Here is a 26,428-nt window from a genome sequence, read left to right as displayed (position 1 = left end):
TGCCTTTCTCGATGCAGGCCGCTCACTGCCCGCCGAAGCCGGTGGTGGCGATGCCCTTGATGATCTGACGCTGGAAGAAGAGGAAGAGAATGATGAGCGGTGCTGCTGCGAGCAGCGCCATGGCCATGTTCTGGGCGTACTGCACCCCGTAGGCGCTCTTCACCGTTTGCAGGCCGACGGGGAGTGTCATCAGCGACGTGTCGTTGATGATGATGAACGGCCAGAGGAAGTTGTTCCAGGCGGCGATGAAGACGAAGATCGCCACAGCCGAGAGGATCGGGCGCGAGAGCGGCAGGACAATCGTCCAGAAAATCCGGAGCCGGTTGGCCCCATCGACCCGCGCAGCGTCTTCGAGTTCGATCGGGATCTGGTCGAAGAACTTCTTGAGGATGAACACCATCGGCGGTGCGACGACCTGCGGCAGGATGAGCCCCCAGTAGGTGTCGACCATGTTGAAGGCGAGCATTTCGTAGAACAACGGGATGATGAGCACCTGCGGTGGGATGATGATCGACGCGATGACGACGACGTAGAGCCAGCGGCGGCCGGCGAAATCGATCCGGGAGAAGGCGTATGCCGCCAGCGCGCAGGTTCCGAGGGTGAGGATCGTGATCACCACTGAGCTCAGCAGGCTGTTGATCGCCCACACCGGGATGTTGCCCTCGGCGAGAACGTTGGCGTATGCCTCGAAGGTGAAGCCGTTGGGAGCAAGCCAGGAGACCGGCGTCGCACCGGCATCCGCTTCGCTCTTGAGCGACGTGACGATGGCCCACGCGAACGGGAGCAGCCAGGCGACCGCGAGAAGGATGAGGACCGCGATGGCCACGATCCTGCCTGCGCCGAAACGGCGCTCCCCCGGCTTGTGCGGCGCTGCCCGGCGGGCCGGGACCTCGACGGTCGTTTCGGTCGTGTCGACGGCGGTCATGACTTTGCCCCCCTGTTTCGCGAGGTGATGCGTATCTGGATGATCGAGACGAGAACGATCAGGGCGAAGAAAACGAAGGAGATCGCTGCAGAGTAGCCGAAGCGGTAGCCCGTGAAGCCGGTCTCGAAGATGTAGAGCACCGCAGACCTGGTTGCACCACCCGGCCCGCCCGCCGTCATCTGGTACACCTGATCGAACACCTTGAGCGATGCGAGGATCTGCAGGATGAGGATCAGCCCTGTGGTCGGCGCGAGCTGTGGGATCGTGATCGAGAACAGCTGGCGCCACTTGCCCGCCCCGTCGATGGATGCCGCCTCGTACTGCTGCTCGGGGATGTTCTGAAGCGCGGCGAGGTAGAGCAGGAAGTTGAAGCCGACTGTCCACCACACTGTCGCGACGACCACACCGTGCATGGCCCACTGTGGATCCTGCAGCCAGGCGATCGGCTCGACGCCGAACGGTTTGAGCATTTCGTTGATGAGGCCGAGTTGCGGGTTGAAGAGCCAGATCCAGAACAGCGAAACGACAGTCGAGGCCAGGAGGAACGGCATGAAGAACGACAGCCGCCAGAGCCACTGCCCCGGCAATCCCAGATCGACGAGAAGCGCCATGATGAGGGCGACGAGCACGAGCGGAATGGTGGAGAGAATGGTGAACCACAGCGTGTTGAGCATCGACCGCCACATGTCGGCGTCAGCGAGTGCTTCGGCGTAGTTGGCGAAGCCGACGAAATCACCGCCGGCCCCGGTGAGGGTCGTTCCAGTGAAGCTGAGGTAGAGGCCGTAGAGGATCGGCCCGACGAGGAACAGCGCGAAGAAGATGCCGAACGGCGCGAAGAACGCCCAGCCGGCGAGGTTCGTCGACCGTTGCCTGGCGCGTTTGGTGTCTGCGGCTGCCGGGCCCGCTTGCGCCTGCGCGCGGCTGCTGAGTGCTGATGTTGTCATTGCAGGCTCCTTACTCAGGCGACCGGGTTGGGTTTGGCGAGGAGCACGTTGAGGCGGCGCTCGAATCCCTGGATGCCCTCGGCGGAGTCCCCACCTCGGTACACGCCCTGGACGTGCTCGGCGAAGTAGGTCTGGAAGTCCGAGCCCGAGCCGGTGAACCAGGCGGGCGGATCGTAATTGAGCACGTCGGCAGCCGAGGCGTAGTTCGCTTGCGGGATCAGCTCGGCGTAGTCGGGCGACTCGATGATCGGCAGGTAGGCCGGGATGTGGCCGGCCCCCGCCCAGTCGAACGATCCCTTGAGAATGCTGGAGACGAAACGGTATACCTCGCGTCGCTGGTCTTCGTCCGGGGACGATTGGTGCGGCAGGACGAAGGCGTGGGAATCCGCGTACGCCGCCGGGGTTCCGAACAGGTTCGGGATGGGCTGCGCGTCGAACGGGATCCCGGCGTTCACCGCTGTCGGGAGTTCCCACACCCCGGTGAAGAAGAGGCCGCTCTCTCCGTTGACGAACTCGGCCACCGCCGTTGCGTAGTCGCCGTTGGTGGCGGCGACCGTGCCGTCGAGCAGTTGCTTGATGAAATCGAGGGCGGTGATCGCCGCATCCTTATCGATCTGTGCGGGCTCGCCAGGGGTGAGCGACATGTCAGCGCCGAGCTGCTTGTAGAAGGTGTAGAACAGGCGCCACATCTGGGCACCGTCGCCGAGGTAGCCGTACGACAGACCGTGTTTGCCCGTCACCGCCTGCATCGCCGATGCGACCTCGATGAACTGCTCCGGGGAGGTGATCTCGACGAGTCTGCCGTCATCGCCCAGAACTCCGGCCTGCTCGGCGATGTCGGTGTTGTACATCATGATGAACGGATGCGCGTCGAGTGCGATCGAGAACAGGTCGCCGTCGATGATGCCCTTCTCCCAGATGCGCGGAGGGAAGTCCTGTTCGCTCACCCCGAACTCCTCGAGCAGACCGACGTCCCAGGGGTCCAGGAGACCGCCGGGCGCGTAGCCGGGAAGCCGGGAGGCGTGCATGATCGCGACGTCTGGTGCACGCCCTCCGACCGACGCCATGGCGAGCTTCGTGTAGTACGGAGTTCCCCACGCGAGCACGGTCTGGGTGGCGCGGAACTCCGGGTTGGCCTCATTCGCCGCGTCAACGAGGCCGGCCATGACGACTCCGTCTCCGCCTGACAGCAGATGCCAGAACTTGAGAGGTCGGGTGCCGCCTGCCCCGACTGCGGCACAGCCTGACAGGGTCGGCGCGAGAAAAGCGCTGCCGAGAACGGCGGCGCCGCCGAGCAGAATGGTCCGTCGCGACAGGTTGAACTGGTCAGTCATGTGCACTCCCTTGTGAACCTGCCCAACTTTACAGCGTTGTAGAAATGGCGCAAGCTTTTTCTTCGCGAATGCAAAAATCCCCCGCAGCACACCGGTGACGGATGCTGCGGGGGACGATTTGCTCTGGGGTCAGGGGCGCCGGAACTGGTTGACCATCGGGCAGTCGAACGGGTCACGGGCAGACAGGCCGACCCGGTTCAGGTAGTCGATGACGATCGCGTACGAGCGCACCAGGGTGGTCTCGGTGTACGGAACGCCGATCGTCTTGCAGTGCTCGATGACGATCTCTCGGGCGTGCTTGAGGTGCGGGCGAGGCATGCTCGGGAACAGGTGGTGCTCGATCTGGTAATTGAGCCCGCCCATGAAGTAGCTCATTCCACGGCCGCGGATGTTGCGGCTGGTGAGCACCTGCTTGGAGAGGAAGTCGATCTTCGCTCCCTCGGCGATGAGCGGCATTCCCTTGTGGTTCGGGGCGAACGACGCGCCCATGTAGACGCCGAAGACGGCCATCTGCACACCGAGGAACGCGAACGCCATTCCGAGCGGCAGGAACATGAAGAGCACAGCGACGTACAGGCTGAGACGCAGCCCGATGAGGGTGAACTCAAGCCAGCGCTTGTCGACCTTCTCGGTCGTGAACAGCGTCAGGATGCTGCGGAAGTGAAGGTTCAGGCCCTCGAGAGTGAGGAGCGGGAAAAACAGGTAACCCTGGCGACGGGTGATGAAGGCGAGGAATCCCTTGGCCTTCGATGCGTCTTCCTCGATGAACGAGATCGTGTCGACCTCGATGTCCGGGTCCTTGCCGACCGTGTTCGGGTTGGCGTGGTGCCGCGTGTGCTTGGTCATCCACCAGGCGTAGCTGATGCCAACAACGCCGTCGGCGAGGATGCGTCCGAGCCGGTCGTTCGCGGGGCCGGATTCGAAGACCTGTCGATGCGAGGCCTCATGGGCCACGAAAGCGAACTGCGTCAGGACCAGACCGAGGCCGGCCGCGATGAGCAGCTGGAACCAGGAGTCGCCGAGCAGGATGAAGCCGGTCACCAGGCCACCGAGGGCGAGGGTGAGAGCCGAAAGCACCAGCATGTAGAACCCGGTGCGGCGCTGGAGAAGCCCGGCTTCGCGCACGGTCTTCAGCAGAGCCGCGAACGTTGCGGTCGGGTTGACCGCGCCGTCGATTCGCGTGGTGGTCGTGCGTACTGGGCCAAGGGTCGCGCTGAGCGTCATGGCACCTCCCTAAACATAATGGGCCCGACTTCCCAGCCGTGATGTGAACGGGCATGTGCCCGGGATAGCCCCGACATTACGCGAGGACATATGCCGCAGTCTGATTACAGTACTAAAACCGGCATATACTCAGCGGAAAGACACGTGCGCTTGCGCTCGCTCCAAGTCTGGGTTAGTCTTGGCGGCGCAGTAGTAGTGTTACGCAGTGATTGATTTACGGCGGTTCCTTCATCTGAAGAGCCGCCGTTTCTTGTAGGAGCGGACAGGTACGCCGCATTTGGGATGGCGACAGTCGTCATTTCCGCAAGACTCCTAAGGAGATCATCATGGCAACAGGAACCGTCAAGTGGTTTAACGCAGAAAAAGGCTTCGGATTCATCGCTCCGGACGACGGAAGCGCCGACGTGTTCGCGCACTTCTCGGCCATCGCTTCCAGCGGCTTCCGCTCGCTCGAAGAGAACCAGAAGGTTGAATTCGAAACCGCAACGGGCCCCAAGGGCCTGCAGGCTGAGAACATCCGCCCGCTGTAACCACAACGATTACGTCGTCGGCTTCGGCTGACCTGTAATTCTTGAAAAGCCGGCCTTCACGTGAAAACGTGGAGGCCGGCTTTTTTCTTGAGGTGAAACCTTGAGGTGAACGCCGAGGTGAGAGGTGGCCGAGCCCCGCGCGGCCGCCCTACTCGAGCAGCTCGGAGAGTTCGAGCCACCGCGTCTCAAGCCCGGCGAGGTCTGCTTCGTGGCCGCGCAGGCGGTCGCTAATCTCACCGAGTCCGACGTAGTCGTTCTGGTCGTGGGTGGCGAGCGCTTCGTGGGTGTCGACGATCCGCTGCCGCATCTTCTGAATCTTGCGGTCGGTCGACGCGATCTCTTTCTGCGCGTTCCTGAGCTCCGCTCCCCCGAGTTTCGGGGAGGAGGCGGATGCGGACGGCTGGTCGGCTGCGAGCGGCGCGATGAGTGCTGCAGCGCCCTGGCCCGAGCGCAGCGCCAGGTACTCGTCCACACCTCCGGGCAAATGCCTGAGGTGACCGTCGAGGACGGCGTACTGCTGGTCGGTGACCCGCTCGACGAGGTACCGGTCGTGCGAAACCACGAGGAGCGTGCCAGGCCAGGAGTCGAGGAGGTCCTCGATGGCGGCGAGCATGTCGGTGTCGAGGTCGTTCGTCGGTTCGTCGAGGATCAGCACGTTCGGTTCGTCCAGCAGGATCAGCAGAAGCTGCAGCCGCCTGCGCTGCCCGCCGGACAGGTCCTTCACCGGTGTTGAGAGCTGAGCGCTGCTGAACCCGAGACGTTCGAGCATCTGCCCGGGCGTCATCTCCTTGTCGCCGGTGACGTACGACGTCTTCTGCATCCCGACGACCGCCGACACCCGTTCGTGTTCGATGTCCTTCAGCTCGTCGAGCTGCTGGGTCAGGCTCGCGATGCGCACGGTCTTGCCGCGCTTCACCCGCCCGGATGTCGGTTCGACCGTCCCGGTCACGAGGCCGAGGAGCGTGGACTTACCGGCGCCGTTGACACCGAGGATGCCGGTCCGCTCACCGGGCGCGATCCGCCATTCGATGTCCTTGAGCACGGTCTTCGTCCCGGTCGAGGACTCGGGGTCCGGGTAGGTCACCCCGGCGTCGAGCAGGTCGACCACGTCCTTGCCGAGCCTGGCGGTGGCCATCTGGGCCAGCGCCACCGCGTTGCGGGGCTCGGGTTCGTGCTCGATCAACTCGTACGCGGCATCCATTCGGAATTTGGGCTTGGTGGTGCGGGCCGGTGCGCCGCGGCGCAACCAGGCAAGTTCCTTGCGCATGAGGTTCTGTCGTTTGGACTCGGTCGCAGCGGCCATCCTGTCGCGTTCGACCCGCTGCAGGATGTACGCGGCGTATCCGCCCTCGAACGGCTCGATGAGCCGGTCGTGCACCTCCCAGGTCGCCGTGCAGACCTCGTCGAGGAACCACCGGTCGTGGGTGACGACGATGAGCCCGCCGCTGGACGGTGACCACCGCTTTTTGAGGTGCTGCGCCAGCCAGGCGATGCCTTCGACGTCGAGGTGGTTGGTGGGCTCGTCGAGGAAGATGACGTCCCAGTCGCCGACGAGCAGAGCGGCGAGGGCGACGCGGCGGCGCTGGCCGCCCGACAGCGAACCGATCGTGGCGTGCCAGGGGATGTCCTGGATGAGTCCGGCGATGACGTCGCGGATGAGTGCACTGCCCGCCCATTCATGGTCTTCGGCGTCTCCGACGATCGCCTGAGACACGACGAGGTCGTCCGGCTGTTCGTCACGCTGGTCGAGCATGCCGATCGTGACGCCGCGGCGCCGGGTCACCCGGCCTCCGTCGGGCTCGATCCGGCCGGAAAGAAGCGACAGCAGAGTCGACTTACCGTCTCCGTTGCGCCCCACGACACCGATCCGGTCGCCTTCGTTCACCCCGGCGGTGACGGAGTCAAAGATCACACGGGTCGGATATTCAAGGTGGAGCTGTTCCGCTCCGAGAAGATGGGCCACCCCTCAAGACTAAGCGCCGACGGTCACGCCGCCTGACACGCTAGTCGTGCAGCAGACGGGCGCCGTGGACAGGACCGGTGACGCGAAGCACCTTCAGCCGCGATGCACTGAGTCCGACCTGGAGTTCGAGGGCGGTGTCGGCATCGGGGGCGAGGAAGGCCACTGTCGGTCCTGATCCGGAGACGATGCCAGCGAGTGCACCCATCTGCTCACCGAGTTCGAGGATCGTGCCGAGCCCCGGTGCGAGGTGCAGTGCCGCCGCCTGGAGGTCGTTGTGCATGGCCTCGGCGAGCTGTCTGGCGTCGCCGGCGCGAAGGGCCTGAAGAACCTCCGCGTCGACAGTGGGCTGGGCCTGTGCCGGGAAGATGTCCTGCGCATGCCGTTCACGATGGGCGTCGAGGGCGCGATAGACATCCGGAGTCGACATCCCGAACTCGGCGACGGCGAGCACCCAGTGGAACGTGCCCTTCGCGAGCGCGGGGCTGAGACGGTCGCCCCTGCCCGTGCCGATGGCCGTGCCGCCTGCCAGAGCGAACGGCACGTCGGCCCCGAGTTTCGCTGCCAGGGTGAGCAGCTCGTCGCGTGACACTTCGGTGCCCCACAGAGCGTCGCAGGCGAGCAGACTGGCTGCGGCGTCTGCCGAACCGCCACCCATTCCACCAGCGATGGGCACGCGTTTCTCAACCTCGAGGCGCACTCCTCCCCGATGACCGGTCTTGCGGGCGAGCAGCCTGGCCGCCTTGATGGCGAGGTTGCTGCCGTCGACGGCGAGAGATGAGGTGTCGATCGGGCCGGAAAACGAGACAGAAAAATCGGTCGCAGGATACGCGCGAACGTCTTCGTAGAGCGAGACCGCCTGGTAGGCCGTTGCGAGGTCGTGGTAGCCGTCATCCATGAGTTCGCCGACCGCGAGGAAGACATTGATCTTCCCGGGAGCCCGTGCGTGTGCGAACGTCTGGGCCTCGGAAGCGGTCATGATTCCAACCTAACGCAGCGCGGCTGACCGGGCGTTCAGCGCTTCGCCACCTCACGTGCGATCGCGAGGAAGTCGTGGACGGTGAGTTCCTCACCGCGTGCCGTCGGGGCAATCCCCGCAGCGGTCATGGCGTCCGTCGCGGCAGCAGAGCCACCGAGGAGCTGGCCAAGCGACTGCCGGAGCATCTTGCGTCGTTGCTGGAATGCAGCGTCGACGATGCCGAAGGTGGTGACACGCTCGTCTTCGGTACCGATCGCGTCGTCACGACGGTCGAACCCGACCAGCACGGAGTCGACATTCGGGACGGGCCAGAAGACCTGCCGACTGACGGTGCCCGCTGTTCGCCAGGCACCGTACCAGCTGGCCTTGACGCTCGGGCTGCCGTAGATCTTCGAACCCGGTTCTGCGGCGAGCCGGTGACCGACCTCCGCCTGCACCATGACAACGCCTGCGCGGATCGATTCGAAGTGCTCAAGGAGGTGCAGCAACACCGGCACCGAGATGTTGTACGGCAGGTTCGCGACGAGCCGAGTCGGGTCGCCGGGGAGATCGGTGATGCGCATGGCATCTGCGCTGACCACGGTGAGCGGCGCTCCCGGCTGCAGGAGCTCGACGGTCCTGGGCAGTTGATCGGCGAGGCGGTGATCGATCTCGACGGCGACGACGCTCGCTCCTGCGGCGAGAAGTCCCAGAGTCAGCGAGCCGAGACCGGGGCCGACCTCGACGACGTGCTCACCAGCGGCCACCTTTGCGACCTTGACGATCCGACGGACCGTGTTCGCGTCGACGACGAAGTTCTGGCCGAGCTTCTTCGTGGGCTGCACGTCGAGCATTTCGGCGAGGTCACGGATCTCTGCGGGGCCGAGCAGACTCATTCGCCGTCCTTCTGGGTGGGGGTGTCGTACGGGTCGGTTTGCGAGGTCACCGGTTCATCGTCCCAGTGGCCGTAGACGTACTCCGTGTTCGACGAGATCTGGGCGGCGAGCATCGACGGATCGGTGCCGACGTGGGCGGCGATCGCGCGGACGGTGTGCGGCAGCAGATATGGGGCGTTCGGCCGGCCACGGTAGGGCATCGGGGTGAGGTATGGCGCATCCGTTTCGACGAGGAGCAGACTCCGTGGCGCGACATCGAGCGCATCCCTGAGGTTCTGCGCATTCTTGAACGTGGCCGTACCGGCGAAGGACATGAACCAGCCGTTCTCCGCGCACTCGCGGGCCAGCTCGGCGTCGCCGGAGAAACAGTGGAACACGGTGCGTTCGGGGGCGCCCACCCGACGCAGCGTCTCCAGGACCTCGGCGTGAGCGTCACGGTCGTGGATCTGCAGCGCGAGGTGATGTGCCTTGGCCATGGCGATGTGGGCCTCGAAGGACCGTTGTTGTGCCTCGCGGCCATCCGGGCCGGTGCGATAGAAATCGAGCCCTGTCTCGCCGATGGCCCGCACCCGGGGCCGGGATGCCAGCTCGTCGATCACGGCGAGCGCGGCGTCGAGTGTTCCGTCGGCGTCGAGCCTGGGCGTCTCGTTCGGGTGGATCGCGACGGCGGCGAGCATCCGTGGTTCGATCGCGGCGGTCTCGGCGCTCCAGATCGAACTCTCGACGTCGGTGCCCACCTGGACGATCCCGCGCACTCCGACGCTCGACGCCCGATCCAGCTGCTCGCGGTAGCCGAGCGCATCGTCGGCGACAGGGCGCCCGGAGGAGACGGCGGGGTCGAGGTGCGTGTGGTTGTCGTACACCGGCACCAGCAGCGCTTCAGGAAGCGGAGGGTAGCTGAGCTCCGTGCGCGTCGAACCGGAATCAGTCATGGCTTCGACGGTACCCCACTTTGCCGGACGGGGACGGCCCCGCCAGTGCTGCTCGGGTCAGGCGACCGTGCTCTCGATCCGCGGGAACAGGGCCTCGAGCGGCGAGACCGTGATCCCGGCGGAAAGCTGGCCCCACGTGCCTGCCTCGCGGAGCGGCTGAGCGTCGAGCTCGCCGAGGGTAACTGTCGCTCCCAGCGACGTCCACAGCCGTGCTGTCGCCTCGGGCAGAACCGGGGACAGGAGCACCGCGAGGGCGCGCAACCCTTCGAGGGCCGTGTAGAGCACGGTGCCGAGACGGTCACGGTGGGCGTCGTCCTTCGAGAGAGCCCACGGCTCCTGGTCGGTGATGTAGCCGTTCAGCTCGTCGACGATCGTCCAGATCGACGCGAGGGCGTCGTGGATGGCGAGCTTGTCGATGGCAGCGTCCGCGTGAGCGGATGCCTCGGCCACGACGGCACGGATGGCCAGGTCGGCCTCGAGCGGGTCGGTCTCTGCGGGAACGACACCGTCGAAGTACCTGGCCACCATGGCGACGACGCGTGAAGCGAGGTTGCCGAAACCGTTCGCCAGCTCGGCCTGGTACCGGGCGGACAGGTCCTCCCAGCTGAACGAGCCGTCCTGTCCGAAGGCGATCGCGCGCATGAAGTAGTACCGGAAGGCATCCGTCCCGAATGTGTCGGTGATCTCGGTTGGCGCGATTCCGGTGAGCTTCGACTTCGACATCTTCTCGCCACCGACGAGGAGCCAGCCGTGCCCGAAGACCTGTTTCGGAACATCGAGTCCTGCGGCCATGAGCATCGCCGGCCAGATGACGGCGTGGAACCGGAGGATGTCTTTCCCGACGATGTGGGTCGCAGGCCAGCGACGGGCGAACTCTTCCTCATCCTGGCCGTAACCGACGGCGGTGACGTAGTTGAGCAGCGCGTCGAACCAGACGTAGACGACGTGGGAGTCGTCCCACGGAACCTTGACGCCCCAGTCGAAACTCGATCGCGAGATCGACAGGTCGCTGAGTCCCTGACGGACGAACTGGATGACTTCGTTGCGCGCGGACTCGGGCTGGACGAAGTCCGGACGCTCCTCGTACAGGGCGAGCAGGCGCTCGGTGAAGTCACTCATCCGGAAGAAGTAATTCTTCTCGCGCAGCAGTTCGAGCGGCTTGGAGTGGATCGCGCACACCTTCTGACCCTTGAACGGACCGGTGCCGTCGACGATCTCGGACTGCGGCTTGAATTCTTCACAACCGACGCAGTAGAGGGCCTCGTACTCGCCGGAGTAGATGTACCCGGCGTCGTACAAGCGCTGGAGGAACAGCTGAACGTTGGTCTCGTGGCGTTCGTCCGTGGTGCGGATGAAGTCGTCGTTCTGAATGTTGATGGTCTTGAGCAGCGGTTTCCACGCTTCGTGGACGAGCTTGTCCGCCCATTCCTTCGGCGTCGTGCCGTTCGCTGTGGCGGTGCGGAGGATCTTTTCGCCGTGCTCGTCCGTGCCGGTCAGCGACCAGGTGTCGTCGCCCGCCTGGCGGTGCCAGCGTGCGAGAACGTCTGCAGCGACCTCGGTGTAGGCATGGCCGATGTGGGGCGCATCGTTCACATAGAAGATGGGCGTGGTGATGTAGAAGGATTTGCCGCTGGCCATGGGAACAATCCTATGGCCGGACTCTGATGGGTTACGCCCCCGCCCGAGTTACTGGGTTTGAGGGGGTGACGGGACGCTGCGACCCCGCAAACCCCGCAACTCGCGTCAGTTCTTGACCGCGAGGGCGGCCTGGTACAGCTCACGACGGCTCAACCCGGTCGCTTCGGCGACCTGCGCCGTGGCATCCTTCAGCCGCTCCCCCGCCGTGACGAGTTCGAGCACCTGGACGACGCCGTCATGCAGGTCGAACTCGCGCTTCTCCGCTCCGGCAACGACGACGCAGATCTCGCCACGCACCCCGGCCTCGGCCCATTCGGCCAGCTCCGTCGCGGTCCCGCGCTTGACCTCTTCGAACATCTTGGTGAGCTCACGGCAGACGACCACGCGCCGGTTGGCGCCGAAAACGGATGCCGCATCGGCGAGCGAGGCGGCCAGTCGGTTCGGCGACTCGAAGAAGACCATCGTGCGTCTTTCATGTTCGAGCAGCCGCAGCGCCTGTACCCGGTCCCCGTGCTTGCGCGGCAGGAACCCCTCGAAGGTGAAGCGGTCGGTCGGCAGCCCGGAGACGGCGAGCGCCGTGATGACCGCGCTCGGACCGGGAATGACGGTGACGCCGACGCCGGCAGCGACGGCGGCGACGACGAGGTGGTAGCCCGGATCGGAGACGGTCGGCATTCCCGCATCGCTGAGCACGAGCAGGTCGCTCTCCCGCGCGAGCTCGATGAGTTCGGCAGATTTCTCGCGTTCGTTGTGCTCATGCAGGCTCACCAGCCGGGGCTTGTGCGCGATGCCGAGCCCTTTGAGGAGCTTCACCGTCGTGCGGGTGTCTTCTGCGGCGACGACCTCCGCGGTGCTGAGCGCGTCGACGAGGCGTTTCGACGCGTCGCCGAGGTTGCCGATCGGGGTCGCTGCGAGGATGATCATGGCTCCAGTCTCCCATCCCGCCCGTTCGGCGGAGCCGCACCGGTGGTTAGCATTGCAGGGTGTCCACCCCGAATCGCGCGCCGTTCGTCGAGGTCGTCGCCGGTCAGCCGGGCGACGCCCCCGATCCGACCGACGAGGTCGCAGTCGAACCGGTCGAACGCGGTTCGCGGCTGGACGACTGGGCAGGACGGATGCTCTCGACGAGGCGCCGCCGGCTGGCCTGGTACTGGGGCGCGCCGATCCTGGTCACCCTGTTCGCGGGCATTCTGCGGGTCTGGAACCTCGGCCACCCGCACGCGCTCGTGTTCGACGAGACCTTCTACGTGAAGGACGCCTGGACGCTGTGGTCGAACGGCTACGAGTCCGCTTGGCCCGAGAATGCGGATGCCGCGTTCAACGGCGGGGACACCGACGGGTTCCTGAGCGACCCGTCCTATGTCGTGCATCCGCCACTCGGCAAGTGGCTGATCGCCATCGGGATGGCCGCGTTCGGCGCCGGCGACAGTTTCGGCTGGCGGATCTCGACGGCGATCGTCGGCACTCTCGCCGTCGTCGTGCTCATGCTCGTCGCCCGCCGGCTGTTCGCGTCGACGCTCCTCGCGGTCGTCGCCGGTTTCCTCCTCGCCATCGACGGCCAGGCCATCGCGATGTCGCGGGTGGCCGTGCTCGACAACTCGGTGATGCTCTTCACGCTGCTCGGCTTCGGCTGTGTGTTACTCGACCGGAGCAGACACGAACGCATCCTCGGCGACCGGGTGGCCGCCGTCCGCGCGCGCGGCACGGAACCGCTCTGGGGTCCGGTGATCTGGTGGCGCCCCTGGGTGCTGGCCGCCGGGTTGATGTTCGGTCTCGCCAGCGGTGTGAAGTGGAGCGGGCTCTACTTCCTCGCCGCGTTCGGCCTGTATCTCATCGTCGTGGATGCTCTCGCCCGGCGGCGACTGGGTCTCGGGCTGTGGAGCAGTTCCTCGGTCCTCACCCAGGGTCCTGCAACTTTCCTGACGTTCGTCCCCCCAGCCCTCGCCGTCTACCTCGCGACCTGGACCAGCTGGTTCCTGTCTGACAACGCGTATTACCGGCAATGGGCCACACAGGCAGGGAACGCCTGGACGGGAGCGTTCTCCTGGGTGCCTCCGGCCTGGCAGAGCTTCGTGCACTATCAGCAGTCGATCTACACCTTCCATGTCGGTCTCACCCAGCCGCACCCGTATTCTGCCAACCCGCTCGGCTGGCTCGCGATGACCCGCCCGACCGGCATGTGGTACGCCTCCCCCGGCGCGGGTGAGGACGGCTGTGTCGCTGAACCGTGTTCCCAGGCCATCACGTCGATCGCGAATCCCCTGATCTGGTGGGCGGCCGTCGCCGCGATGCTCTACCTCGTCTACCGGCTCGCCCGGTACCGCGAATGGCGGGTCGGCCTCATCCTCATGGGCATCGTCGCCGGATACCTGCCGTGGCTGCTGTACACCGAGCGAACGGTTTTTCAGTTCTACACGATCGTCTTCCTCCCCTACCTGCTGCTCGGTCTCGTCCTGACCATCGGAATCGTGCTCGGATCACCGACCGACGAACGCTGGCGGCGCGAGCGCGGGATCGGTCTGACTTTCGTGTTCCTCATCGCCTCGACGCTCCTCTCCGCGTTCTGGTACCCGCTGTGGTCGGCGACCACCGTTCCGTACTGGTTCTGGATGCTCCACTCCTGGCTGCCGACGTGGATCTGACCCCGACGCGCGTCGCAGCAGCACCGGGCGGCTGGCGTGCGCTCACGCCAGGTCTCCTCGTCGCCGCGGCAGCTGTCGGAGTCTCCGCCGGCATCCATCTCGTCGTTCCGGTGGTGCCACTGCTCACCGTGTGCGTGATCCTCGGCATCGTGGTCGGGCAGCTTCCGGTCACCCGCGCCTTCCTCGACGGCGTACTCGCCCCGGGGATCGCGCTGTCCGCCCGACGCCTGATGCGGATCGGCGTCGTGCTGCTCGGCCTCAAACTCAGCCTCGTCGACGTCGCCGGTCTCGGCTGGGTCACCTTCTTCAGCACGGTGGCCGTCGTCCTCCTCGCCTTCAGCGGGACCTGGTTGCTCGGCAAACTGTTCCGTCTCCCCGGCTCCGAACCCCTGTTGCTTGCCACCGGTTTCGCCATCTGCGGCGCCAGCGCCATCGGAGCGATGGCAGGCGTGGTGCGGGCGAAGAACTCCGACCAGGCGGCACCGATCGCGCTCGTCACCCTGTGCGGAACGCTCGCCATCTTCGTGCTGCCCGCCCTCTGGCATCCGCTCGGCCTGGACACCATCGAATTCGGGCACTGGGTCGGCGCCGGGGTCCACGACGTCGGCCAGGTCGTCGCGACCGCGCAGCTCGCCGGATCCGGCGCGCTCGCCATCGCTCTCGTCGTCAAACTCACGCGCGTGCTCATGCTCGCCCCGATCGTCGCCGTCGCGGCCGTCGTCGAACGCCGCCGATCGGTCACGACGACGGCGAAGCGTCCGCCTCTCGTGCCCCTGTTCGTGGCCGGGTTCATCGCCGCAATTCTGGTGCGGACATTCGTCCCCCTCCCTGACGAGGTGCTCGGTGCTGCAGACGGGCTACAGACGGTTCTGCTCGCCATGGCGCTGTTCGCCCTCGGTGCCGGGGTGAATCTCCGGCGGATGCTGACCACAGGGTCGCGGTCCCTGCTGGTCGGACTGCTGTCGTGGATCCTCATCGCCGGACTCGCACTCACCGCCGTGCATATCGCAGGCTGACCGCCTGTCGCGAGCATGCGTCACAGTGTTACGACGGCGCAGAGCCCGCTCGCGAGACAGCCGGTAACCTCGAGGGATGGCAGATCGCGAATACGGCTTCCGCACCCGGGCAATCCACGCAGGCAACATCCCTGATTCAGCGACGGGGGCCCGAGCGCTTCCCATCTATCAGTCGACGGCCTTCGTCTTCGACGACACCTCGGATGCTGCCGCGCGATTCGCCCTCCAGAAGTACGGAAACATCTACTCCCGTCTCGCGAACCCCACTGTGGCGAGTTTCGAGGAACGGGTTGCGAGCCTCGAGGGTGGCCTCGGCGCCGTCGCGACGGCATCCGGTCTCGCTGCGCAGTACATCACCTTCGCCAGCCTCGTCGGGGCCGGTGACCACATCGTCGCGTCGGCGAACCTCTACGGCGGGTCGATCACCCAGCTCGACGTCACCCTGCGCCGGTTCGGCGTCGAGACAACCTTCGTCCAGTCGGCGAACCCTGAGGACTACGCGGCGGCGATCACCGAGAAGACCAAGCTGATCTTCGCCGAAACCATCGCGAACCCGTCAGGGGAGATCGCCGACATCGCTGGTCTCGCCGACGTCGCTCACGCGCACGGTATCCCTCTCGTCATCGACTCGACCATCGCGACTCCGTACCTCAACCGGCCGATCGAGTGGGGCGCAGACATCGTCACACACTCCGCAACGAAGTTCCTCGGCGGACACGGCACCACGCTCGGCGGCGTCGTGGTCGAGAGCGGGCGGTTCGACTGGCACAGTGACAAGTTCCCGCTGTTCGGGCAGCCGGTCCCGAGTTACGGCGGACTGGAGTGGTCGGGCAACTTCGGCGAGTACGCCTTCCTCACCCGCCTCCGGGCCGAGCAGCTGCGTGACATCGGTCCGGCCCTCTCGGCCACGTCGGCCGCCCAGCTGGCGCAGGGCGTCGAGACGCTGTCGTACCGGATCCAGGCCCACGTCGACAACGCGGCGACCGTCGCGCGATGGCTCGAGCAGGACCCGCGGATCGACGCCGTCAACTGGGCCGGCCTCGCGTCGCACCCACACCACGACCGGGCGAAGAAGTATCTGCCGAAGGGGCCGGGCAGCGTGTTCAGCTTCGTGGTCAAGGGTGGCAGGGCCGTCGGCCAGAAACTGATCGAGTCCGTCGACCTCGCCAGCCACGTCGCCAACATCGGCGACACCAAGACCCTCATCATCCACCCCGCATCGACGACGCACGCGCAGCTCACCGAGCAGCAACTCGTCGACGCCGGGGTCCTGCCGGGCGTCGTCCGGCTCAGCGTCGGCATCGAAGACGTCGACGACATCATCTACGACCTGGACCAGGCGCTCACTCAGGCAGTGGAGGCATGACCATGACCGACCTCGTTCCCACCCAGCTGCAGAACGGCCTCACCTGTTCGCTCCCTGCAGACTCCCCCCTCGCCAAACTGCTGAAATCGCAGCGGACGTGGGTGGGTCCTGACGCGAAGGAAAGACTCCGCATCCTGCGCGACGCGAAATCGGTCGCGATCGTCGGTGCCTCGCCGAACCCGGCCCGTTCCAGCTACTTCGTCGGGACGTACCTGCTGCAGTCGAGCGACTTCCGCGTGTACTTCGTCAACCCGAACGCTGACGAGATCCTCGGTCAGAAGGCATACCCGGACCTCGCATCGCTTCCCGAGGTGCCTGACATCGTCGACGTGTTCCGCAAGGCGAGCGACATACCGTCTGTGATCGAGAACGTGCTGGCCAGCGGTGCGAAGACGGTCTGGGTTCAACTCGGGATCTGGAACGAAGAGGCTGCCCGCTACGGCGAGGAGAAGGGGCTCACCGTCGTGATGGATCGCTGCATCAAGGTCGAGCACGCCCGTTTTAACGGCGGGCTCAACCTCTTCGGCTTCGACACCGGCCAGATCACCTCCCGCAAGGGACTGCGCTAAGGATTCGACCCGGCCGCGCAACTTTCGGCCGGCTTCATCGGAATCTGCACCGTTTTCTTGCGCAGCACCGCCTACACGTGCTGCCCGTGACGCCGTCTCTCCCCGCCGCATTTAGAGTGGCGGGGTGCTCCTTCGGGGAGCAGGATTCGCGAGGAGGCGACATGACGGCCTACGTCTCTGCATTCGAGCTGTTCTCGATCGGCATCGGTCCGTCGAGTTCGCACACGGTGGGTCCGATGCGTGCTGCCCGTGCGTTCGTCGACGTGATCAGGGGCGCCGGATCCCTCGATTCGGTCGTCCGCGTCACGTGTGTGCTCTACGGCTCGCTCGGCTCGACCGGCATCGGTCACGGAACACCGGATGCCGTCGTCGCGGGGCTCGCCGGCATGCAACCCGAAACATGCGACCCCGCTGCAGTGCGTAGCGCATGGACCGGCCTCACGCCCGGTGCGACTCTGCGGCTCGGCGGCGAGCATCCGATCGTTTTCGAGCAGGCGGATGTCAGCTTCGAACCGCGCACCCGGCTGCCAGGACACCCCAACGCGATGACGCTGTCGGCGTGGGACGGCGGTCCGACACCGTTCGCCAGCGAGACCTACTACTCCGTCGGCGGCGGCTTCATCCGCAGAGAGGGCGAGGACCTGTCCGCCCGGTCGACGCTGGACTACCCGATGCCGTTCCCCAGCTCGGCTGTGCTTCTCGAGTTGTGCGCCGGCTCCGGGCTGCGGATCGACGAGATCGCGAGACGCAACGAGGAAGCGGTCAGGTCGGCGGCCGAGGTCGACGCCGGACTCGACGCCATCTGGGCGGCCATGAGCGAGTCGGTCGAGAACGGACTCGCCGGTTCCGGTGAGCTCCCCGGCGGGCTGCGAGTGAAACGGCGTGCCGCCGCCGTGCGGCAGCATCTCGAGATCGCCGAAGCCGAGAGCGGCCGGGAACTCCCCGGCGAGTGGCTTCACTCGTTCGCCCTTGCCGTCAACGAGGAGAACGCTGCGGGCGGCCGTGTCGTCACAGCCCCGACCAACGGGGCTGCCGGAATCATCCCGGCGGTCGGTTCGTACTATCTCCGATTCGTGCCGGGAGCGTCCGCCGAGGGCATCCGCCGTTACCTGCTGACCGCGACAGCGATCGGCTCGCTGTTCAAGGCGAACGCCTCGATCTCCGGTGCTGAAGGTGGATGCCAGGCCGAGGTCGGATCGGCGTGCGCGATGGCTGCCGGTGCGCTCTGCGCCGTGCTCGGCGGAACACCCGGGCAGGTCGAGAACGCCGCCGAGATCGCGATGGAACACCACCTCGGGCTGACCTGCGACCCGGTCGGCGGCCTGGTGCAGGTGCCATGCATCGAACGGAACGCGATCGCCTCATCCACCGCCGTCAGCGCCGCGCGGCTGTCGCTGCACGGCGACGGCAGCCATCTCGTCTCCCTGGACACCGTGATCGAGACAATGCGCCAGACCGGGGTCGACATGTCGACCAAGTACAAGGAAACGAGCGAGGGCGGCCTCGCCGTCAACGTCATCGAGTGCTGAGCAGACACTGCGCTCCAGGTCAGGCAACCCGACACGATATGACGCCCGGTGACGGTGTGTGTCAGGTTCAGAGGCGCAGTGCTTCCGCCCGGTCGTAGCGTGTCATCATGCCTCCCCTCCTCAGCGGTCCGACCGTGACGACGCAATGGCTGGCCGACCATCTCGGATCGGACGACCTCGTCGTGCTCGATGCCACCGTGCTCGTGATGCGCGACAGCTCTGGAGCGCGAAAATATCTCTCCGGTCGCGAGCGGCACCTCGTCGACGGCCACATTCCCGGTGCCGTTTTCGCCGACCTTCTCGATGTGTTCAGCGATCCGGACGGGACTCATCCGTTCACCCGACCGGATGCCGTCGTGGTCGAGCGCGCTGCGGCATCCGTCGGGATCCGGGAATCGACCGCTGTCGTCGTCTACGACAGCGGCGGCGGGGTCTGGGCGGCACGGCTGTGGTGGCTGCTGCTCGGTTTCGGGTTCGAGACCGTGGCGGTGCTCGACGGCGGACTGACCGCGTGGCTGGTCGAGGGGCGCGACACCGACGCCGGCGCGGTCGAAGCGCGGATCGGCGGAATCGTCGCATCCGAGAAGCCGGGCATCTGGGCCGACAAATCGCAGGTGGAGCGCATCGTTGCCGGATCGGACCCCGGTGTGCTCGTCTGCGCGCTCCCCCCGGGCGAGTTCCGGGGCACCACCGGATCAAATCGACGCCCGGGTCATCTCCCCGGCAGCGTCAACGTTCCCGCTGCTCACCTGGTCGAACGCGGCTCGAGAACCTTCCTCGAACCGCGGGCACTTCTCGCCCTCTACCCCCGGGCCGTCTCCGATGGCGAGCGCGTGATCGCGTACTGCGGCGAAGGTGTCGCTGCGGCCGCAACGGCATTGAGCCTCGTGCTCGCCGGTCGGCCAAACGTGATGGTGTACGACGGCTCGCTCGACGAATGGGCCGCAGACCCGTCTGCACCACGTGTCGTCTGACGTTCACACCTCCGTCGGCACCTGGCAGACGAAATCCTCGCACAGGTAAGCCGCTCGTGCGCCGTTCCGGGTCGTTCGCCCTCTGAACAGGTCGAAACCCGCCGACGCGAACTCTCTGGCCTGCTGCTCGGTGACCACAGCGGTCACGTCGGTGAGCTTCCGTCTGATGCTGTCAGGCAGGGCCTCGTTCACACTGTCGTCAGGGCTCACCACAACGAGTTGCACCGACGCGCTGGTCAACCGGCGCATCAGGGTCAGCGCGGCCCCGAATGAGACCGGGTTCGCGACCGCGAGTTCGGCGAGCGGCTCGAGCGCCGTTCGTGCCGCGTCGAGGTAGTCGCGACGGCCGGTCAGCAGGTGAAGCCGCCACGCCGCCTGCGCGCTCGCACTGATCCCCGACGGATACGCTCCCTCAGACGGGTCACCGGCGACGGTGAGGCCGTGACCGGCAAGCACCGGGTCCCCTCCCCCTGGCTCCGTGAAGACCGCTGAGCCGCCCGCAGCCGCGCCGGCAGCGAGAATGTCGTCGACCAGCGAGCGGCCGGCGATCGCATATGCGGGTTCCCCGGTCGCCGAGGAGAGCACGAGGAGGCCATCGGCCAGCATGCCGTAGTCCTCGAGTGTGGCCCGAGCGGCCGATCGCCGTTCAGCCACAGAGGCACGAATGAGACGTCCATCCCTGTCGATGTGGTTCTCGAGAAGGTAGTCGGCTGCCCAGCGCGCCGACTCGAGCCAGTCCGCCCGGTCGAACACGACCGAGGCACGGGCCAGGGCGGCGATCGCCAGCCCGTTCCAGCCTGCGAGCACTTTCTCGTCGAGCGCCGGCGGTTCGAGCAGCTCTCGATCGACCGCATCCGCCGCGTAGTACCCGCCCTCCGAGCGGATGCCGTCGATCGTCGACTCGGAATCCTGAGCACTGGCGAAGCCGCCGGTGGAAAGCTGCATCACCGAGCGAAGGAAACCCGCGATACCGTCGGCCGCGTCTCGCGCCCATTCCCGTGTACCGTCGTCCGCCCACGCTGTCGTGTAGGTGTCGAGCAGGAGCGCGTTGTCGTAGAGCATCCGTTCGTAGTGGGGGTCGCTCCAGTCGCGTTTCGTTGCATACCGGAAGAATCCGCCCTCGACCGGGTCACGCAGCGGCGTCGCGGCCATCCGTTCGAGCGTGCGTGTGCCGAGCGCGTCTGTTGTGGCGAGCAGGAAGGCGAGGACAGGGGCGACGGGAAATTTGGGGGCGCCGCCGAGTCCGCCGTACTGGAGGTCTTCATGCGCGGCGAGCCGTGCGACAGCGGCGTCGAGTTCGGCGGGGCCTGGCAGGGTTCCGCCGTCAGGCACGATCGATGCCGCAACCGCTTCACCGATCGCTGCCGCGTTCTGCATGACTTCGGTACGCCGGTGAATCCAGGCGTCCTGCACGGCATCGAGGACCTGGCGGAACGACGGGTGACCCTGGATCGGTTCGGGGGGAAAGTAGGTGCCCGCGTGGAAGGCGACCCCGCCGGGGGTGGTGAACACACTCAACGGCCAGCCGAGCTGTCCGGTGAACGCTGCGGCCTGGGCCAGGTAGCTGGCGTCGACGGACGGGTACTCCTCCCTGTCGATTTTGATGCTCACGAAACCGGCGTTGAGCACCGCAGCGATGTCGGGATCGCTGAACGACTCCCGCGCCATCACGTGGCACCAGTGGCAGGTGGAGTAGCCGATCGACAGGAAGACGGGGACGTCGCGTTCGGCCGCGTCGGCGAATGCCCCAGGTCCCCATTCCCGCCAGTCGACCGGATTGTCGGCGTGGGAGCGGAGATACGGGCTGATGGCTGTTGCGAGGCGGTTGACCATGCTCCCAGCCTAGGTTCACAGCCCGGCTGCTACCAGGCACCCACGTACGGGGAGACCTCGTCGGATTCGCGGTCACGATTGCGCACGAACGGCAGCCCGCGGAGCACGGCGAGTTCCACCCGCGATTTCACTGTGTCCGATGTGAGCGTGTACTCGGTGAAATCAGACGTCGACGCGTAGACACCGATCGGCAGGGTGAGCGCCTGGAAGAAGCCGAACAACGGCCGGAACTGGTGCTCGAGGATGAGAGCGTGGCGTTCACCCCCTCCGGTGGCCGCGAGGAGCACCGGCTTGTCGACGAGCGAATACTGCCCGACGAAGTCGAACAGGTGCTTGAACAGCCCGGTGAACGACCCCCGGTAGACGGGGCTGGCGACGATGAGAAGGTCGGCGTCTTCGATCCGCTGCAACTCCTCCTCCACGCTCGGAGCCACCTGCTCGCGGGTGAGCGCGCCGGCGAACTCCGGCCCGATGTCACTGAGCTCGATGACGTGCCTGGTGATGTCGTGGTGTTGCGCGATGGTGTCGAGAATGGCCGACACCAGCACGCTCGTCTTCGACGGGGCGTGCAGGCTGCCGCAGACGGCGACGACCCTGAGGGGACGGTTTCCAGCGATTTCGACCATGAAGCGACGCTACGCCGCTTCACGCGGCGGTCGCCATCGGTGCGCAATACGACGTAATGCGCACCGATGCGTCAGGTGGCGAGGAGAACGTTCTTCTCCCCGGCCCGAATCGGCGACCCGAACCTGTTGCCAGCGGGAGGAAGCGGGCAGACGTAGAAGTCGCTGAAGGCGCACGGTGGCAGGTAGGCGCGGTTGAAATCCACGAGCACTGCACCGTTCTCGTCGGCAGGAGCCATGTCGAGGAAACGGAAGCGATAGCTTTCTGCACCGCTCGTTCCGTCGGCGAACACGGCGTGGAGTCCCCCGCGTTCCCGCGTGACGGTGAGCGACACCGGGCCGTCAGGCAGGTCGATATCGACCACACCGGCCGGGGTGTCGTCGGAGCGGTGGCCGTCGATGGTGGTGAACTCGACGCTGGCCTCAGGTTCTGCCGCGCGGAATCGTCCCGTGAACACGAACCGCTCGTCCGGCTCGAACGCGTCGATCCCTCGCAGAACCGTGCGGGTCGGCGCATCCGGGTCGAGCAGGCGGAGCGCGAGGGCCCCGTCACGCTCGAAGTACCGCAACCGTCTATCGCCCCACTCGATGTCCTGCCCCTCGGTGAGCGTGACCGCGTCGCCTGTGATGACCCCGAGCGGACGACCGCCCTGAAGCAGGGTCAGTCCGTCGAGGTCGTGACCGGTGCCGACGATGCCGTCAGGGGCTGCGTGCCAGAGGCCCGGCACACCGTCGTAGGCGCTGGGTGCTGCAGCCAGCCAGTGGGTGGCAGCGAGCGATGCGAGGCCGAGCGGTGACCCGGTCCGCCGTTCCCTCGCGTCATGCCAGCTGACCCAATCACCCGAGAAGTCCTCGGTGCTCGTGTCGAAAGCGTCGGGCAGCGCCATGGACGTCGTCGATTCCACCGGCTAGTTGACGTCGTTCGGATGCGAGCCGACCCGACCGTCGCGCTCCAGCGCGGAGATCGCGGCGACTTCGGCATCCGTCAGTTCGAAATCGAAAAGATCGAGGTTCTCGGCGATACGCTCGCGGCTGTTCGACTTCGGGAACACGATGAAGCCGTTCTGCAGGTGCCAGCGGAGAACGACCTGTGCAGGCGACTTGCCGTGGGCGGCAGCGGCCCCAGCAACGCTCGTCTCGTCGAACAGCGGGTATTTGCCCTGGCCGAGCGGTCCCCACGCTTCGATCTGGATTCCGTGCTCGCGGGAGAAGTCGACAACCTCACGCTGCTGCAAGGCGGGGTGGAGCTCGATCTGGTTCACGGCCGGGACCACACCGCCGTCGGCGATGACATTCTCGAGATGCTCGACGAGGAAGTTCGAGACACCGATCGCCGTTGCTTTGCCGTCGGCCTGGATCTGCTGGAGTGCCTTCCAGCTCTCGCGGTACAGGTCACGCTGCGGGGTCGGCCAGTGAATGAGGTAGAGATCCACCGCGTCGAGCTGGAGTTTGCCCAGGCTGAGGTCGATGGCGTCGAACGCCGACTGGGTGCCCTGGTCTGCGTTCCACAGCTTGGTGGTGATGAAGAGGTCCTCGCGCGGGATGCCGCTCTTCGCGATCGCCCGCCCGACCCCTTCCTCGTTGCCGTAGATCGCTGCGGTGTCGATGTGCCGGTAGCCCACCTCGAGAGCATCGGTCACGATGCGTTCGGTGTCGTCCGGGTCAACCTTGAAGACGCCGAAGCCGAGCTGCGGGATGGTTGTGCCAAAGTTGAGGGGAAGTACTGGACCGTTCCACGATGTTGTCATCGTTCCAGCTAACCACTCGGTGACCGGTGTTCCCAACGACGGGGCCTCCGCTTCGCCGTCAGCGGAATCGACGACCCTGGTCGCGTCTGAAGAGAACGAGTGCGACCGCCAGCATGACGAGGGTCCAGATCAGGATGCCGACCCAGGCCCAGATCTCGAGCTCACCGCCCTGCACAGCCCAGATCACGACGTCGCGAGCCTGCCTGGACGGGAAGAATTTCGAGAGGGTGTCAAGCCACGGGGCGAACATGATCGGCGGCAGGAACAGGCCGCCGGCAAAGGCGAACCCGAACATGATTACCTGGACCACCGCGATGGCAGCCTTCGACGGCATCGAGTAGCCGACGGCGATTCCGATGAGCATGAACGGCAGGGCGGAGACGGCGAGCGCTCCGAAGCCGAACAGGATGCGCCACGGAGGCGCTTCCGCCGCCGTGAAGATCCCGCCGATCACGATCACCGGGATGATTGCCACGAGCCCCATCAGGCCGATCGAGAAAATGTAGGAGAGGACCCGCGAGATGCCGGGAGCCGGAAGAGTGCGCAGGTACGGATCCCACGGCTTCTCCCGGTCTTCGGCGATGGAGAGACCGAAACTGAACAGTGAGTTCGACATCACGGCGAACACACTGAGCGAGATCACCGCCTGGGTGGCGAACAGGGGGTTTGCGGCGACGATCTCCTGCGGCACGACGAAGAACAGCAGGGCGAGCGCCGGAAAGACGAGCGAGCCGATCACGGCGATGGGAACGCGCATCGTCTCGAGGAGGGAGTACTTCGCGTGGACGACGGCGAGGCGGAGAACGCTCATGATCGACTGCTTCCTTCGACGGCCGGCGCACCGTTGGCACCGCCGGTGAGGGTGAGGAAGGCCTCCTCGAGGCTTGCGCCGCGGACGGCGAGCCCGCCGAACGGGATGCCGGAATGCACCAGCTCGGTGACCGCGGCGTCCGCATTCCGAGTGAAGAAGGTATGTGATCCGTCTTCTTCCTCCCGGGCGGAGACGACACTCGTCAGGCGCGACACTGCCGCGACATCCGGAGTCCGCAGGCGCAACATCCGCAGCCCGACACGGTCCAGAACGGCTCCGAGATCGTCGTCGGCGAGGATGATGCCGCCGCCGAGTACGACCACCCGCTCCGCGAGCGCCTCGATCTCGTCGAGATAGTGGCTGGTGACGACCACGGTCGCCCCCTGCTCGTGCTGTCGTCGAACGGCATCCCACAGGGTTCGTCTGGCATCCACGTCGAGCCCGGTGGTCGGTTCATCGAGGAGGACGAGCTTCGGCCGGCCGACGAAAGCCAGCGCAACGCTCAGCCGCCGTTTCTGCCCTCCGGAGAGCGCCCCTGTCTGCTTTCTCAGCATCGTCGACAGCCCGAACTCATCGGCGACTGCGGCCGTCGGTACCGGGTCCTCGAAATGTTTTCCGACGAAGTCGATCACTTCGCCGACACGGAGCGTGGGAGGAAGCGCGGTCTCCTGCGGCGTCGAGCCGAGGAAGCGCCGGGTGCGGTAGTCGGAGGGGCTCGCACCGAACAGTTCGACCGTGCCGCTCGTCGGACGACGGAGACCCTGGAGAAGCGACAGCAACGTCGATTTGCCTGCGCCGTTCGGGCCGAGGAGGCCGACGATGCGGCCGGCATCGATCTCAAGCGACACGTCGTTCAGCGCGGTGACCTGACCGAACCGGCGGGTGACGTGGTCGAAGTGAGCGAGTGCGGTCATGACACTTCTCCCAGCAGGGCGCGCAGTGATTCGGTGTAGTCCTCGAATGCGCGTCGACCACTCCTGGTCAGTTCGAGGTAGGTGACGGGTGTCTTGCCCTGATGGGTCTTGGTGACGAGGACGTATGAGGCCGCCTCCAGCTTGCTGAGATGCGTGGAAAGGTTGCCCGCGGTCATGTCGAGGATCTCCTGCAGCCGCGGAAACGAGATGCTCTCGCCGGATTCCAGCGTTGCGAGTGCAGCGGTGATGCGCAGCCGGGCCTGGGCGTGGATGACCGGGTCGAGGTCAGCCATGATCGCGGGCCCCAGACCGAGCCGAGCGGCGCACCCGTCTGGCGTAGATTTCGGAACCGATCGCGAGAGCGATAAAGGCACCGCCGCCGGCCAGCGCGAGGAAGAGGTAGTGGTTGGGGTACTGGAAGAACGGCGCAACGACGGCGACGACGACCAGCCAGATGCCGCTGACAAGCGCAGGGATGGCGTGCCAGATCGCGCCTGACACCATGAACAGCACCCCGGTCATCAGAACGAATGCGGACGGGAAGTAAATGCTCGCCACGGACGGCGGCATCCCGTTGACCAGAAGGCCGGCACCGAAGACGTACAGGGCGATCATCGACACCGACCAGGTCGACCCGTAGACGGCACCGGTGAACACACTCGCCGGTGAGCTCTTGACCCCGCGGCTGTTGCGCACGCCGAGGACGATCGAGATAACGATCGCGATGGCGATGAGGATGCCGAATCCCCACGCTGCGATCGGCAGCGGGAGAGCGAACCCCGGCCGGGCGCCGTCGATCAGCCAGAGGAGGAGGAACCCGACGAGCCAGGCGACGCCCCACGTCGCGGTGATCACTCCGACGAAGCTGCCCATCTGGGTGGTGACGCTGCGCTGCTGCACCTGCAGAAGGTCGAGCATGGCTGCCGGGTCGAGCGGCTCGTCGCCCTCGGGTATGTTCGCGTTCGTCGTGGATCCGGATGCCCGGTCTCCGTGGTCTGGTGAGTTCATGGTTACTTTGTATCACAAACCACTTTGCTTGGTCAATGAATTTGTCAGCTCCTC

25 protein-coding genes are annotated in these 26,428 nt (G+C 66.0%); 7 read left to right on the top strand and 18 right to left on the bottom strand.

The window, feature by feature from the left end; genetic code table 11:
- Positions 1-22 precede the first annotated feature (22 nt).
- From IWX78_RS11025 to IWX78_RS11010, 4 genes are all read right to left on the bottom strand, one after another.
- Positions 23-925, bottom strand: a complete 903-nt coding sequence (locus IWX78_RS11025) for a carbohydrate ABC transporter permease (RefSeq protein WP_196833570.1) — start codon at positions 923-925, stop codon at positions 23-25.
- Positions 922-1,869 (bottom strand): carbohydrate ABC transporter permease, encoded by a 948-nt coding sequence (locus tag IWX78_RS11020; RefSeq protein ID WP_196833569.1) that lies wholly within the window; start codon positions 1,867-1,869, stop codon positions 922-924. Before IWX78_RS11020 ends, IWX78_RS11025 begins: the two co-directional genes overlap by 4 nt.
- A gap of 14 nt (positions 1,870-1,883) precedes the next feature.
- Complete coding sequence (locus IWX78_RS11015; protein WP_196833568.1) at positions 1,884-3,203, bottom strand: extracellular solute-binding protein; 1,320 nt, start codon at positions 3,201-3,203, stop codon at positions 1,884-1,886.
- Between the two features lie 129 nt (positions 3,204-3,332).
- Positions 3,333-4,427: a fatty acid desaturase family protein gene (locus IWX78_RS11010; RefSeq protein WP_196833567.1), complete on the bottom strand. Its 1,095-nt coding sequence runs from the start codon at positions 4,425-4,427 to the stop codon at positions 3,333-3,335.
- 326 nt (positions 4,428-4,753) lie between these two features.
- On the opposite strand from IWX78_RS11010, the gene IWX78_RS11005 reads away from it, so the two are divergent.
- Positions 4,754-4,957, top strand: a complete 204-nt coding sequence (locus IWX78_RS11005; protein ID WP_090712708.1) for a cold-shock protein — start codon at positions 4,754-4,756, stop codon at positions 4,955-4,957.
- Between the two features lie 148 nt (positions 4,958-5,105).
- Here the strand turns inward: IWX78_RS11005 and IWX78_RS11000 are convergent, their stop codons facing one another.
- The 6 genes from IWX78_RS11000 to rsmI all read right to left on the bottom strand — a co-directional run bounded on the left by IWX78_RS11000 (position 5,106) and on the right by rsmI (position 12,265).
- On the bottom strand, positions 5,106-6,920 hold the full coding sequence (locus tag IWX78_RS11000) for an ABC-F family ATP-binding cassette domain-containing protein (protein ID WP_196833566.1): 1,815 nt from the start codon (positions 6,918-6,920) through the stop codon (positions 5,106-5,108).
- A gap of 40 nt (positions 6,921-6,960) precedes the next feature.
- Positions 6,961-7,896 (bottom strand): 4-(cytidine 5'-diphospho)-2-C-methyl-D-erythritol kinase, encoded by a 936-nt coding sequence (locus IWX78_RS10995; RefSeq protein WP_196833565.1) that lies wholly within the window; start codon positions 7,894-7,896, stop codon positions 6,961-6,963.
- A 35-nt stretch (positions 7,897-7,931) separates the two neighbouring features.
- Positions 7,932-8,771, bottom strand: a complete 840-nt coding sequence (gene rsmA / locus IWX78_RS10990; RefSeq protein ID WP_196833564.1) for a 16S rRNA (adenine(1518)-N(6)/adenine(1519)-N(6))-dimethyltransferase RsmA — start codon at positions 8,769-8,771, stop codon at positions 7,932-7,934.
- Positions 8,768-9,703, bottom strand: coding sequence for a TatD family hydrolase (locus IWX78_RS10985; RefSeq protein ID WP_196833563.1), 936 nt, complete (start codon positions 9,701-9,703; stop codon positions 8,768-8,770). Before IWX78_RS10985 ends, rsmA begins: the two co-directional genes overlap by 4 nt.
- A 57-nt stretch (positions 9,704-9,760) precedes the next feature.
- Complete coding sequence (gene metG, locus IWX78_RS10980) at positions 9,761-11,341, bottom strand: methionine--tRNA ligase (RefSeq protein WP_196833562.1); 1,581 nt, start codon at positions 11,339-11,341, stop codon at positions 9,761-9,763.
- A gap of 105 nt (positions 11,342-11,446) precedes the next feature.
- Positions 11,447-12,265: a 16S rRNA (cytidine(1402)-2'-O)-methyltransferase gene (gene rsmI, locus IWX78_RS10975; RefSeq protein WP_196833561.1), complete on the bottom strand. Its 819-nt coding sequence runs from the start codon at positions 12,263-12,265 to the stop codon at positions 11,447-11,449.
- A 59-nt stretch (positions 12,266-12,324) separates the two neighbouring features.
- On the opposite strand from rsmI, the gene IWX78_RS10970 reads away from it, so the two are divergent.
- From IWX78_RS10970 to IWX78_RS10945, 6 genes are all read left to right on the top strand, one after another.
- On the top strand, positions 12,325-13,983 hold the full coding sequence (locus IWX78_RS10970; RefSeq protein WP_334684688.1) for a dolichyl-phosphate-mannose--protein mannosyltransferase: 1,659 nt from the start codon (positions 12,325-12,327) through the stop codon (positions 13,981-13,983).
- The gene (locus IWX78_RS10965) at positions 13,980-14,999 is read left to right on the top strand and encodes a putative sulfate exporter family transporter (protein ID WP_196833742.1); all 1,020 of its coding nucleotides are present in this window, start codon (positions 13,980-13,982) and stop codon (positions 14,997-14,999) included. The genes IWX78_RS10970 and IWX78_RS10965 overlap by 4 nt, the downstream gene beginning before the upstream one ends.
- A gap of 76 nt (positions 15,000-15,075) precedes the next feature.
- Positions 15,076-16,365, top strand: coding sequence for an O-acetylhomoserine aminocarboxypropyltransferase/cysteine synthase family protein (locus tag IWX78_RS10960; protein WP_196833560.1), 1,290 nt, complete (start codon positions 15,076-15,078; stop codon positions 16,363-16,365).
- Entirely contained in the window at positions 16,362-16,934 is a 573-nt protein-coding gene (locus tag IWX78_RS10955; RefSeq protein WP_196833559.1) for a CoA-binding protein, read from the top strand. The genes IWX78_RS10960 and IWX78_RS10955 overlap by 4 nt, the downstream gene beginning before the upstream one ends.
- Positions 16,935-17,095: 161 nt before the next feature.
- Positions 17,096-18,463, top strand: a complete 1,368-nt coding sequence (locus tag IWX78_RS10950) for an L-serine ammonia-lyase (protein WP_196833558.1) — start codon at positions 17,096-17,098, stop codon at positions 18,461-18,463.
- 107 nt (positions 18,464-18,570) lie between these two features.
- On the top strand, positions 18,571-19,437 hold the full coding sequence (locus tag IWX78_RS10945; protein WP_196833557.1) for a sulfurtransferase: 867 nt from the start codon (positions 18,571-18,573) through the stop codon (positions 19,435-19,437).
- A gap of 3 nt (positions 19,438-19,440) precedes the next feature.
- Here the strand turns inward: IWX78_RS10945 and IWX78_RS10940 are convergent, their stop codons facing one another.
- The 8 genes from IWX78_RS10940 to IWX78_RS10905 form a co-directional block, all read right to left on the bottom strand.
- On the bottom strand, positions 19,441-21,270 hold the full coding sequence (locus tag IWX78_RS10940; protein WP_196833556.1) for a thioredoxin domain-containing protein: 1,830 nt from the start codon (positions 21,268-21,270) through the stop codon (positions 19,441-19,443).
- Between the two features lie 29 nt (positions 21,271-21,299).
- Positions 21,300-21,896, bottom strand: coding sequence for an FMN reductase (gene msuE, locus IWX78_RS10935; RefSeq protein ID WP_196833555.1), 597 nt, complete (start codon positions 21,894-21,896; stop codon positions 21,300-21,302).
- A gap of 71 nt (positions 21,897-21,967) precedes the next feature.
- Positions 21,968-22,780, bottom strand: a complete 813-nt coding sequence (locus IWX78_RS10930) for a DUF1684 domain-containing protein (protein ID WP_196833554.1) — start codon at positions 22,778-22,780, stop codon at positions 21,968-21,970.
- Between the two features lie 21 nt (positions 22,781-22,801).
- A complete protein-coding gene (locus IWX78_RS10925) occupies positions 22,802-23,641 on the bottom strand; it encodes an aldo/keto reductase (protein ID WP_196833553.1) in 840 nt (279 codons plus the stop codon).
- A 58-nt stretch (positions 23,642-23,699) separates the two neighbouring features.
- Complete coding sequence (locus IWX78_RS10920) at positions 23,700-24,452, bottom strand: ABC transporter permease (RefSeq protein WP_196833552.1); 753 nt, start codon at positions 24,450-24,452, stop codon at positions 23,700-23,702.
- Positions 24,449-25,366, bottom strand: coding sequence for an ABC transporter ATP-binding protein (locus IWX78_RS10915; RefSeq protein WP_196833551.1), 918 nt, complete (start codon positions 25,364-25,366; stop codon positions 24,449-24,451). Before IWX78_RS10915 ends, IWX78_RS10920 begins: the two co-directional genes overlap by 4 nt.
- A complete protein-coding gene (locus IWX78_RS10910) occupies positions 25,363-25,659 on the bottom strand; it encodes a transcriptional regulator (protein ID WP_196833550.1) in 297 nt (98 codons plus the stop codon). Before IWX78_RS10910 ends, IWX78_RS10915 begins: the two co-directional genes overlap by 4 nt.
- The gene (locus IWX78_RS10905) at positions 25,652-26,374 is read right to left on the bottom strand and encodes a hypothetical protein (protein WP_196833549.1); all 723 of its coding nucleotides are present in this window, start codon (positions 26,372-26,374) and stop codon (positions 25,652-25,654) included. The genes IWX78_RS10910 and IWX78_RS10905 overlap by 8 nt, the downstream gene beginning before the upstream one ends.
- Between the last annotated feature and the right edge of the window lie 54 nt (positions 26,375-26,428).

Origin of the sequence: Mycetocola sp. CAN_C7 (assembly GCF_015752285.1) — a bacterium.
In the GTDB taxonomy this organism is placed as follows: Bacteria; Actinomycetota; Actinomycetes; order Actinomycetales; family Microbacteriaceae; genus Mycetocola_A.
This window is presented reverse-complemented; position numbering and strand designations above follow the sequence as displayed.